This window comes from Thalassobaculum sp. (genome assembly GCF_040219215.1).
Taxonomy (GTDB): Bacteria; Pseudomonadota; Alphaproteobacteria; order Thalassobaculales; family Thalassobaculaceae; genus Thalassobaculum_A.
The window spans coordinates 26,091-37,719 of record NZ_JAVJSX010000001.1; the positions used below are offsets into that span (position 1 = coordinate 26,091).

General features: G+C 65.0%; 10 protein-coding genes. 8 read left to right on the top strand and 2 right to left on the bottom strand.

Annotated features, from left to right (window positions below; translation table 11 throughout):
- Positions 1-74: 74 nt before the first annotated feature.
- Positions 75-404, bottom strand: coding sequence for a hypothetical protein (locus RIC54_RS00165; RefSeq protein WP_350098003.1), 330 nt, complete (start codon positions 402-404; stop codon positions 75-77).
- Between the two features lie 318 nt (positions 405-722).
- On the opposite strand from RIC54_RS00165, the gene RIC54_RS00170 reads away from it, so the two are divergent.
- The 7 genes from RIC54_RS00170 (at position 723) to RIC54_RS00200 (ending at position 7,155) form a co-directional block, all read left to right on the top strand.
- Entirely contained in the window at positions 723-1,628 is a 906-nt protein-coding gene (locus RIC54_RS00170) for an ABC transporter permease subunit (RefSeq protein WP_350098001.1), read from the top strand.
- Between the two features lies 1 nt (position 1,629).
- Positions 1,630-3,183 (top strand): high-affinity branched-chain amino acid ABC transporter permease LivM, encoded by a 1,554-nt coding sequence (gene livM / locus RIC54_RS00175; RefSeq protein WP_350097999.1) that lies wholly within the window; start codon positions 1,630-1,632, stop codon positions 3,181-3,183.
- Positions 3,180-3,983 carry an ABC transporter ATP-binding protein gene (locus tag RIC54_RS00180; RefSeq protein WP_350097997.1) on the top strand — a complete coding sequence of 268 codons (804 nt, stop codon included), beginning with the start codon at positions 3,180-3,182 and terminating at the stop codon, positions 3,981-3,983. Before livM ends, RIC54_RS00180 begins: the two co-directional genes overlap by 4 nt.
- Positions 3,983-4,696 (top strand): ABC transporter ATP-binding protein, encoded by a 714-nt coding sequence (locus tag RIC54_RS00185; RefSeq protein WP_350097995.1) that lies wholly within the window; start codon positions 3,983-3,985, stop codon positions 4,694-4,696. The genes RIC54_RS00180 and RIC54_RS00185 overlap by 1 nt, the downstream gene beginning before the upstream one ends.
- Positions 4,696-5,082, top strand: a complete 387-nt coding sequence (locus tag RIC54_RS00190) for a DUF6867 family protein (protein ID WP_350097993.1) — start codon at positions 4,696-4,698, stop codon at positions 5,080-5,082. Before RIC54_RS00185 ends, RIC54_RS00190 begins: the two co-directional genes overlap by 1 nt.
- Before the next feature lie 70 nt (positions 5,083-5,152).
- On the top strand, positions 5,153-6,271 hold the full coding sequence (locus RIC54_RS00195; protein ID WP_350097991.1) for a branched-chain amino acid ABC transporter substrate-binding protein: 1,119 nt from the start codon (positions 5,153-5,155) through the stop codon (positions 6,269-6,271).
- A 122-nt stretch (positions 6,272-6,393) separates the two neighbouring features.
- A complete protein-coding gene (locus RIC54_RS00200) occupies positions 6,394-7,155 on the top strand; it encodes an aspartate/glutamate racemase family protein (protein ID WP_350097989.1) in 762 nt (253 codons plus the stop codon).
- Between the two features lie 44 nt (positions 7,156-7,199).
- On the opposite strand, the gene putA is transcribed toward RIC54_RS00200, so the two are convergent.
- Complete coding sequence (gene putA, locus RIC54_RS00205; protein WP_350097987.1) at positions 7,200-10,895, bottom strand: bifunctional proline dehydrogenase/L-glutamate gamma-semialdehyde dehydrogenase PutA; 3,696 nt, start codon at positions 10,893-10,895, stop codon at positions 7,200-7,202.
- A 140-nt stretch (positions 10,896-11,035) separates the two neighbouring features.
- On the opposite strand from putA, the gene RIC54_RS00210 reads away from it, so the two are divergent.
- Positions 11,036-11,515, top strand: coding sequence for an Lrp/AsnC ligand binding domain-containing protein (locus RIC54_RS00210; RefSeq protein WP_350097985.1), 480 nt, complete (start codon positions 11,036-11,038; stop codon positions 11,513-11,515).
- Positions 11,516-11,629: the final 114 nt, after the last annotated feature.

Sequence of the window (11,629 nt, forward strand, 5' to 3'; positions counted from 1 at the left end):
TGGCTGGTGCGCGTTTCGCGCCCGACGGTCAGGAAATCGGTCTGTGGATGACGAGAGGGTTTGTCTCTAGCGCCCTACTCGGTGAAGTAGTACAGGCCGCTCATCAGGCCCGCGCCCATGCCCAGGATAGCACCGGTCATCCGGGGTTCCGTCAGCAACAAGCCGCCCAGACCGGTTACCGCCCCGTTCACCGCGGTGGCTGTCGTGGCGTACGCCCCGGCCACATACGGTGCGGCGACTGGCGCGGCGTACGGCACCAGCATCGCACCGGCAGCCGTGCCGGCCAGGGCGAGCACGAACGTATAGGCAAGGGTCTTGGTCGTGATCTGATCTGCCGCTGCCGGAGCGACGGGCGCCGCTGCGAGCACGACCGCCACCGCCGCACCTGCCATCAATTTCCGCATAGTACCCTCCCTGACTGTCGCCGCGCCTGCTTTCGGCAAGCCGCTGGAATCCCTTCTACAACGGTATGCTGAAGCAGGAGTGGTATCCAATTAATTATTCGTCACGCAATTATTGGATGATCCGTCCGATGCCCGCTTTATCCCGGGACCCGGCTGGATTAAAAGGAGGTGCGTCGAGTCATCGTGAAAACCGCGGTGCGCGACGGAACAGGCGCTCAAGACAGGCAGGTTCGGACCGGACGAGAACGCAGCCACCGGCGGCCCTTGGGCCGGCAGTGAGTGCGCTCCCTGAGTAACCGAGCCGCCGGATGGGGGTATATGGCGTATCTGATTCAGCAAATGATCAATGGGCTGACGCTGGGGTCGATCTATGGATTGATCGCGATCGGCTACACCATGGTCTACGGCATCATCGGCATGATCAACTTCGCTCATGGCGAGATTTATATGATCGCGGCGTTCGTGGCGGTGATCGCATTCACCGCCCTGTCCAACGCCCCGCTCGTCGTCGCGATTCTGTTGGTCCTGCTGTTCACCATGCTGATCACGGCCGCGTATGGCTGGACGATCGAGCGTGTGGCCTATCGGCCGCTGCGCGGGTCTTTCCGGCTGGCGCCGCTGATCTCGGCAATCGGCATGTCGATCTTCCTGCAGAACTACGTGCAGTTGGTTCAGGGCGCCCGGAACAAGCCGGTGCCGCCGATGGTGCAGGGCGGCTTCACCATCATGGACGACGGTGGATTCACCGTTCAGTTGTCGTACCTGCAGATCATGATCGTCGTGACGACGGTCGTGCTGATGGTCTGCTTCACCCAGTTCATCAACACCACGTCGCTGGGGCGGCAGCAGCGTGCCTGCGAGCAGGACAAGACCATGGCGGCGCTGCTCGGCGTGAACGTCGACCGTACGGTATCGATGACATTCGTCATGGGTGCTGCATTGGCGGCGGTCGCCGGGGTGATGGTCACGCTGTACTACGGCGTTGTGGACTTCTTCCTCGGATTCCTGGCCGGACTTAAGGCGTTCACCGCTGCGGTGCTCGGGGGCATCGGGTCGCTTCCGGGCGCGATGCTTGGCGGTTTGCTGATCGGGCTGATCGAGGCGTTGTGGGCCGGGTACTTTTCCAGCGAATGGAAGGACGTTGCGGCATTCTCGATTCTGGTCCTGGTGCTGATCTTCCGGCCACAGGGTCTGTTGGGCCGCCCCGAAGTCGAGAAGGTGTGACATGAGCACTGCGACTGTTGAGGCTGCTCGGCCCGGGGTTGAGTCGGTGCTCAAGGAACTCTGTCTGACCGCGCTGGCCGGGCTGGCCCTCACGGTGCCCCTGGTGACCTACCAGACCATCGACGATGTCGGCGGACTGCAGCTGGCCAGCCGCTGGGGGTCTACCGTCTTCATCGTCGTGATGCTGGTGCTCGGTCGCTTCGGGATCATCCTGCTGCGGACCCCGGGCCGGGAGACCTGGGTCACAATCGGCGGCGGAATTGCCGCTTTGATTGGTCTGCTCGACCTGTTCCGCGACGGCATGGCGCATTTGCTGGGCATCATCTCCTGGCCGGCGATCACGCCGACATACACGCTGTCGTTCCTGACCGGGGTCGGTGGCGCGATTCTGGCGATCCGCGCGGTTGTGCAGGTCAGCCAGCGAAACTCCTCGATGACCAAGGCCGATCGCGACGCGCGCACCGAGGCCATCGGTGAGCAGGTCCGCAAGCTGGTGAAGGTATTTGCGGCACTCGCCGTGGTGTTCGCACTGACGCTGCCGTTCCTGCCGTTCTCGAATCGCTATGTCATCGATGTCGCCACCCTGATCGTGACCTACGTCATGCTCGGCTGGGGGCTGAACATCATTGTTGGCTACGCTGGCCTGCTGGACCTCGGCTTCGTCGCGTTCTATGCCGTCGGGGCGTACTCCTATGCACTGGCCGCGCAGCATCTCGGCATCAGCTTCTGGCTTGCGTTGCCGTTCGCCGGCCTGCTGGCGGCCTCGTTCGGTTTGATCCTCGGATTCCCGGTGCTGCGGCTGCGTGGCGACTATTTTGCGATCGTCACCCTCGGGTTTGGCGAGATCGTTCGGATCGTACTGATCAACTGGTACGACGTGACGAATGGCCCGGACGGCATTTCGGGCATCCCGCGGCCGGACTTCTTCGGCTTGGCATCGATGACGAGGAACGGTTCCGACGGGCTGCCTCCGTTCCATGAGTATTTCGGATTGGAGTACTCGTCCGAGCACCGGATCATCTTCCTCTACTACCTGATCGTGGTGATGGCGGCCCTGGTGGCACTGTTCACGGTGCGGATCCGCAAGCTGCCGATCGGCCGTGCCTGGGAGGCGTTGCGCGAGGACGACATTGCCTGCGCCTCGCTTGGGATCAACCGGACGACCATCAAGTTGGCGGCGTTCGGGATCTCGGCGGCGTGGGGCGGATTCGCCGGTGCGTTCTTCGCCACCCGCCAGGGCTTCATCAGTCCGGAGAGCTTCACGTTCATCGAAAGCGCCATCATCCTGGCGATCGTCGTCATGGGCGGCATGGGCTCGCTGGTCGGTATCGCTATCGCTGCGTTGCTGCTGATCGGCCTGCCGGAGGTTTTCCGAGACCTGGCTGAATACCGCATGGTCGCGTTCGGAGCCGGCCTCGTCATGATCATGATCTGGCGACCGCGGGGCCTGCTGTCGCATCGCGAGCCGTCGGTCTTGCTGGCCAATCGGCCACCGCCGGGACCGGGACGTCCGTCCGCGAGACCGGTGGCTGCAGCCGGGGAGGCGGCAGAATGACGCGAGCGCTTCTTTCGGTCGAGCATCTGACCATGCGTTTTGGCGGCCTGACGGCGGTCGATGATGTGAGCTTCACGGCCTGGGACGGCGAGATCACCGGCATCATCGGACCGAACGGCGCCGGCAAGACCACCATGTTCAACTGCCTGACCGGCTTCTATCAGCCGACCGTCGGACGGCTGCGGCTGGAGCAGGCGGATGGCAGGCGCTTCCTGCTGGAACGGCTGGAGGCATACCGGATCGGCCGGGATGCCAGGGTTGCCCGGACCTTCCAGAACATCCGGCTGTTCCCGCGCATGACGGTGTTGGAGAATCTGTTGGTGGCGCAGCACACCAACCTGATGCGGGCCAGTTGGTACTCGGTTTCGGGGATGCTGGGGTTGCCGAGCTACCGGCATGCCGAAGATGCCGCGGTGGAGAAAGCCCGACACTACATGGAACTGGCGGACTTGGTGGACCTGGCGGATTGGCAGGCCGGCAACCTGCCTTATGGGGCGCAGCGGCGGCTCGAGATCATCCGCGCCATGTGCTCCGACCCGGTGCTGCTCTGTCTGGATGAGCCGGCGGCCGGCCTCAATCCTCGGGAGTCCGGACAGCTCAACGAGTTGCTGTTGTTGCTGCGCAAGGAGAAGGGCATCGGCGTGCTGCTGATCGAGCATGACATGAGCGTGGTCATGAAGATCTCCGATCACGTTATCGTCCTCGACTACGGCAAGAAGATCGCCGACGGCACGCCGGCGGAGGTTCAAAGCGATCCTCGCGTGATCGCCGCCTATCTCGGCGAAGAGGAGGTGGCGTGATGCTCCGCATCGAGGGAGTGCACACCTTCTACGGCGCGATCGAGGCCCTGAAGGGCGTTGACCTGCACGTCGACGAGGGCGAGATCGTCGCCCTGATCGGGGCGAACGGCGCCGGTAAGTCGACCCTGCTGATGACGATCTGCGGCGTGTCGCCGGCTCGACGCGGCCAGATCGTTTTCGATGGCCAGGACATCACCGCCGATCGGACCGACACCATCGTGCGGCGCGGCATCGCCTGTTCGCCGGAGGGACGGCGGATCTTTCCGCGGATGAGTGTCCTGGAGAACCTGCGGATGGGTGCGCTGACGGCGGATCCGGAGCGCTATGACGACAATCTCGCCACGGTGTTCGAACTGTTTCCGCGACTGAAGGAGCGCGAAGGTCAACGGGGCGGAACCCTGTCCGGCGGTGAGCAGCAGATGCTGGCAATCGGCCGGGCGCTGATGAGCGAGCCGACGCTGTTGCTGCTCGACGAGCCGTCGCTTGGTCTGGCGCCGCTGGTGGTGAAGCAGATCTTCGAGGCGATCCACCGTATCAACAGCCAACGCCGGATGACCGTTCTGCTGGTCGAGCAGAACGCGCATCATGCGCTTCGGCTGGCGCACCGCGGCTATGTGTTGGTGACGGGCCAGATCACGATGACGGGTACCGGGCGCGAACTGCTGGAGAACCCCGAGGTCAAGGCGGCTTATCTTGAGGGAGGACACGCGTGATGGACCAAGCGATCTTCTCGAAGTCGGTGCCGGTGTTCATCATCCTGTCGATCGTGTTCGGGCTGTGCAGCTGGTTGGCAGGACAGGCGGCGGCGCGCGGCTGGCGGTCGATCAGGGTCGCATTGGCCTACGCGCTTTTGATCGCCATGGCCGACCGGTTCCTGCTGTTCGCCTTGCGTGAGGCCTCGCTTATGGATCCAATGGGATTTGCAATTGCGCTTGTCATGTTCCTGGCAGTTGCCGCGCTGGCGTTCCGATGGAACCAGGTGGACATGATGGTGTCGCAGTATCCATGGTTGTATGAGCGAACCGGCCTGTTGAGCTGGCAAGCGATTCCTGGAACGGATTTTGGCGGTGCGTCTCACGCCAAGACGGCGACCGACTAGCAGCTTGCGTCTTCCAGGCTGCTGCCCGGTGCCGAAGTAACGAAGACGATCGATAGAGGAGACTTCGCAGATGAAGAGGTACATGGTCACGGCCGCGGCTGCGGCGCTGTTGGGTCTCACGGCCGCCAGCGCCCACGCGGAAATCAAGATCGCGACCGCCGGTCCGATGACCGGTCAGTATGCGTCGTTCGGTGAACAGATGCAGAAGGGCGCAATGGCGGCGGTTCGCGACATCAACGCAGCCGGCGGCGTGCTTGGCGAGAAGCTGGTGCTGTCGATCGGTGACGACCGGTGCGACCCCAAGGAAGCGGTGGCTGTCGCCAACAAGTTCGTGAATGACGGGATCAAGTTCGTTGCCGGGCACTTCTGCTCGGGCTCGTCGATTCCGGCTTCGGCGGTCTACAACGAAGAGGGCATCCTCATGATGTCCCCGGCGTCGACCAATCCGAAGTTCACCGAACAGGGTTTCGCCAACGTGTTCCGGACCTGCGGTCGCGACGACCAGCAGGGCGACGTTGCCGGTGCATGGCTTGCCAAGCACTACAAAGGCAAGACCGTCGCGTTCGCGCACGACAAGCAGGCGTACTCAAAGGGCTTGGCCGACCTGACGAAGGCCGCTTTCGAGAAGGCCGGTGGCAAAGTCGCTCTGTACGAGACCGTCAATCCGGGCGAGCGTGACTATTCGGCGTTCGTGACCAAGCTGAAGGCTGCCAGCATCGACGCCCTGTACTACGGCGGCTACCACACCGAGCTTGGCCTGATTGTCCGGCAGATGCGCTCGCAGGGCCTGAACGCCCAGGTGTTGTCCGGCGACGCGCTGAACACCCTGGAGTTCTGGTCGATCACCGGCGATGCCGGCGAAGGATTGCTCTTCACGTTCGCGCCGGATCCCCGTGCGAAGCCGGAAGCCAAGACGATCGTCGACAAGTTCAAGGCTGAGGGTTACGATCCGGAGGGTTACACCCTCTACACCTATGCCGCGATCCAGATCTGGGCCCAGGCGGTGACGAAGGCCGGTTCCATCGACTCCAAGAAGGTCCAGGCTGCCTTGCACAGCGGTGAGTTCTCGTCGGTGATCGGCCCGCTGTCGTTCGACAAGCAGGGCGACCGCACGACGGCGGACTACACCTGGTACGAGTGGACCAAGGGCAACTACAAGGAAGTCGGCGACGCCAAGCCGAAGTCCTGAACGCCGAATCCAGACTGAAGCGAGAGGCCCGGCGCAAGCCGGGCCTCTTTCGTTTTGCGTTTCGCTTGCGTCACCCGGTGAACCGGATAGCGTTCCGTCGGGCGTGACCGGAGGGTTGATCGATGGAGCGGGCGGCGGCCGGATCGACGGTCGAAGGCGGCGGAAAGGCGGTGTTCGGCGCGGCCGTCGGGATCCTGATGCTGGAGGCGCGGTTCCCGCGGGTACCGGGTGACATGGGCAACGCCCTCACCTGGCCGTTTCCGGTGCACTATCGGGTGGTGCGCGGCGCCTCGCCGGATCGGGTGGTGCGCAACCGGGCCGAAGGGCTGTTGCAGCCGTTCATCGAGGCGGCGAAGGATCTGGTCGCCACCGGCGCTGACGGAATCACGACCAATTGCGGGTTCCTGTCGCTGTTCCAGCGCGAGATCGCCGATGCGGTCGGAGTACCGGTCGCGACCTCGTCGCTGATGCAGATCCCGACGGTTCAGGCGCTGTTGCCGAAACGCAAGCGCGTCGGGGTGATCACGGTGTCGAAGGACACCCTGACCGAGGCTCATCTGGCGGCGGCCGGTGTGGCGTTGGACACGCCGGTGGTCGGCACCGAGGGCGGGCGGGAGTTCACCAGGGCAATCCTGGGCAACGAGCTTACGCTCGATACCGAGATGTCGCGGTTGGATCTGCTGGACGCCGGGCGGACGCTGCTGCAGTCGCATCCGGATATCGGCGCGATCGTGCTGGAGTGTACCAACATGGTGCCTTACGCCGCCGACCTCCGCCGAGCCTTCGGCGTGCCGGTGTTCAGCATCTATTCATTCGTGCTGTGGTTCCAGTCGGGCCTGATGCCACGGGCCTACGACACCCGGCTGATGGACCCGCGGCCGTAGGTTGGCGACTACCGGTACGCCGAGCCTCCTGCATCCTCGAACGGTCACTCCGCCGCTGACACCAGAAGCTGAGCATTTCCTCCTGCCGCCGTGGTGTCGACACAGAGCGCCCGTTCCACCAGCAGGCGGTGCGGGTCGGCATGCCCGATCACCAGAGGCACGACCCCTCCGTTCCGCCCGGCGAGCGCCCGGCGCGCTTCGACCAACGCACCGCTCGGCCCGTCTGCGACCAGGGCGTCGAACGGCCGGCAGGTTTCCAGCAACGCAGGTGCGACGCGCCCGTCGATCGCCGTGACCGGTGCCCCGGCGGCCCTGAGGGTCGATACCGCCGAAGCCGCGCCGGGAGCGATTGCCACGACGGCGTTGCCGAACGCCAGGGCCAGCACGGCCTGGGCGAGCAGCGTGGTTGCGTTCCCGCTCCCAAGGTCGCCAAGGCACAGGACCGTGCCGCGCGGGTGCAGGGAAAGCCGGTTGCTCTCGCCGGTTGGCCCCGGCAGGTCGACCGGAGAGAGATCGAGTGCTTCAGCCGCAGCGATCGCGGCTTTAACGACCGGACGAGTGTTGGTGTCCAGGCCGGCGGCTACCCGCCTCAGGACGGCCAGGCGGTCGGTACGGGTCGACCAGCCGTCCGTCTTGACGCCATCGATGGCCCGGTTCAGCGAGTCGGCAGTCACGGTGGCAGGTGCAGATGCTGTTGAGCCGGAGGTCGGTGTCCGTGCGGGTTGCCGGAACCGGTCGAGGTAGTAGGGGCCGCCGGCCTTCGGGCCGGTACCCGACAAACCCTCGCCACCGAACGGTTGGGAGCCGACGACCGCGCCGATCTGGTTGCGGTTGACGTAGAGGTTGCCGACCTTGGCAGCGTCGATTACCTGCTGCACCCGGCTGTCGACCCGGGTGTGCAGGCCCAGGGTCAGGCCGTAGCCGGCGGCGTTGATGGCGTTCAGGGTCCGGTCGAGGTGCACGGCCTCGTAGGTCGCGACGTGCAGGATCGGCCCGAACACCTCGCGTTCCAGCCCGCCGATGCCGTCGACTTTGAATACTGTTGGCGGTACGAAGCTGCCGGATGCTGCCTCCTTGGGCAGCGTGACACGGCGCAGCAGGCGCCCGGCCGCCTCCATGGCGGTGCTGTGGCTTTCGATGTCGCGTTGGGCGTCGCGGTCGATCACCGGGCCGACGTCGGTGGACAGGTCCCACGGGTCGCCGATCCGCAGCGCATCCATCGCGCCGTACAGCATCTCCAGCACCCGCTCCTCGACATCCTTCTGGACGTACAGGATGCGCAGGGCGGAGCAGCGCTGGCCGGCGCTCTGGAACGCCGAGGCGACGATGTCGCGCACCGCCTGTTCAGGTAGGGCGGTAGAGTCGACGATCATGGCATTGAGGCCGCCGGTTTCCGCGATCAGCGGCGTATCGGGGCCGGTCGCCGCGGCCAGGGCCTGATGGATGCGTCGGGCGGTGTCGGTCGATCCGGTGAAGCAGACACCACCGATCCGCGGGTCGCCGACGAGGGCGGAGCCCACGGTCTCGCCCGGGCCGGGTACGAGTTGGATGATCGCCCCCGGCACGCCCGCCTCGCGCATCAACTCGACCGCGCGGGCCGCGATCAGCACCGACTGCTCGGCCGGCTTGGCGACAACGGCGTTGCCGGTCACCAGGGCAGCGGCGATCTGCCCGGTGAAGATCGCCAGCGGAAAGTTCCACGGCGACACGCAGGCGAACACCCCGCACGGCGGCCGGGCGCCGTCGCCATGTCGGCGCGCCTCCGCCGCGTAGTACCGGCAGAAGTCTACGGCCTCGCGGACTTCCGATACGCCGTCCAGCAGGGTCTTTCCGGCCTCTCGGCAGGCCAGTGCGAACAGTTCGGGGGCATTGGCCTCGTACAGTTCGGCGATCCGATCGAGGCAGGCGGCGCGCTCGTCGACGGGCAGGGCGGCCCAGTCCGGCTGGGCGGCGCTCGCCGCTCCAACGGCAGCCGACACTTGCTCGGCCGTTGCGTCGGTGACCGCGCCGACACGGTCACCGGAATTGGCAGGGTTCAGCACATCGTGGCTCGCGCCTGCACCAGCGATCTTTGCCGCGATCATCGGCCCGGCGGACCAACTGGAGGTCCGGAACAGTTCACGGGCCGTATCCAATTCGGCTACAGTCACCGGGTCGGTCAGATCCCAGCCCTTCGCCCCGCGACGAGTCTCGCCGAAGATGGCGGATGGTCGCGGGATGCGGCTGTTGGCGACCTTCGCCCCCAAAGCGCCGACCGCTGTGATCGGGTCGCGCGCGATTTCCTCGGCACTCACCCGTTCGTCGACGATCTGGTTCACGAAGGATGAGTTCGCGCCGTTCTCCAGCAGCCGTCGCACCAGGTAGGCCAGCAGATCACGGTGCGCACCGACCGGAGCATAGATCCGACACCGGGCGCCGCTCTCCTTGCGCACTGCCTCGTGCAGCGCCTCGCCCATGCCATGCAGGCGCTGGAACTCATAGCCGTCGATGCCGCCGGCGATCCGCAGAACGGCGGCCACGGTGTGCGCGTTGTGGGTGGCAAACTGCGGGTAGATCCGGTCGGTCATGCCCAGCAGCATTCGCGCGCACGCGATGTAGGACACGTCGGTGGACACCTTGCGGGTGAACACCGGAAACCCGTCGAGCCCCATGACCTGGGCGCGCTTGATCTCGCTGTCCCAGTACGCACCCTTGACCAGCCGCACCATGATCTTCCGGTCGAGACGGGCGGCCAGTGCATACAGCCACTCGATCACATAGCGGGCCCGCCGGCCGTAGGCCTGGACCACGACGCCGAACCCGTCCCAGCCGGCAAGCGCTCGATCCGACAGCACCGCCTCGATGACGTCGAGCGACAGGTCGAGCCGGTCCGCTTCCTCGGCGTCGATGTTGAACCCCATGCCGGCGCTCTTGGCGATCAGCGCCAGCGAGCGGGTCCGGGCAACGATGTCGTCGATCACGTGGGGCTTCTGGCCGTACTCGTATCGTGGGTGCAGCGCCGACAGCTTGACCGAAATGCCGGGATTGGCACGGATGTCGCCGTGCGTGCAGTGCGCGGCAATGGACGCAATCGCCTGGGAATACGCGATGTGATAGCGCCGGGCGTCGGCCTCGGTGCGAGCCGCCTCGCCGAGCATGTCGTAGGAGTAGGTGTAGCCCTTGGCCTCCATCCCCTTGGCCCGTTCGGCGGCCTCGTCGATGGTTCGGCCGAGCACGAACTGCTTGCCGAGCTCCTGCATGGCGCGGCGGACGGCGGTGCGAATCACCGGCTCCCCCAACCGCTTCACCATGCCGTGCAGGGCGCCGGCAAGGTCCTCGTCCTCGTGCCCGCCGACGACCCGCCCGGTCAGCATCAGCGCCCAGGTCGAGGCGTTGACAAGGGGGGAGCTGGAGTGCCCGAGGTGACGGCCCCAGTCGGCGGGGGCCACCTTGTCTTCGATCAGCGCGTCGATGGTCCAGCGGTCGGGGACCCGCAACAGCGCTTCCGCGAGGCACATCAGGGCGACACCTTCCTTGGTGCTCAACCCGTACTCGGCGAGAAAACTCTCCATGATGCCGGGCTTGGTGCTGCTGCGGACTGCCCGCACCAGGCGCGCCGCATCGGCGGAGATGGTCGCCCGGACTCGGTCGTCCAGATCGGCGACGGCGATCAATCCGTCGAGGGTCGCTTTTTCATCGGCCAGCGTGTGGGCGGCGATCGACCGCCGGAGTTCGGAGAGCGTGTCGGTATCGTCGCGCATGGCCCACCTCGTCGTCGCCTGCTGTTGTGTGGTCATCCTAGCGCAGTTCAGGGCCGTGGATTTATCGTTCGCGGTTGTTTTCCAGGCGTTCATCCTGAATTAATTCATTCTAGCGGACGAAATGGATGGCAGTGTAAGTCATGACAGACGATTTGGATCGGATTGACCGTAAAATCCTCACAGAACTGCAGAAGGACGGCCGGATCACCATGACTGCACTGGCCGAACGGGTGGGGCTGTCGAAAAGTCCCTGCCAGCAGCGGGTCCGTCGGCTGGAGGATCGCGGCTACATTCTGGGATACGCGGCGTTGGTCGATCTGGCGCGGCTGGACGCCGGACACATTGCGTTCGTTCAGGTGACGCTGAGTGACACCACGACACCGGCGCTCGATGCGTTCAACCGGGCGGTACGTAAGCTGCCGGAGGTCGAGCAGTGCCACATGATCGCCGGCGGGTTCGACTATCTGCTGAAGGTTCGCACTGCAGACATCCGGGCGTACCGTCGCAGCCTGGGGGAAAGCCTGTCGAGCCTGCCGCACGTCTCTCACACCAGCACCTATGTAGTGATGGAGAGTGTGAAGGACCGCGACATCGCTGAAGACCGGCAGGCCGGAACATGATCGGATTCTGCGTGGTTGGATGATCATGGATTCGGCCGAGTCCGAAGTTATCGGGATAACCTTGTGCATAATGTGAGTAACTTAGATTATCACATTGGTATTAATACTGTTTTC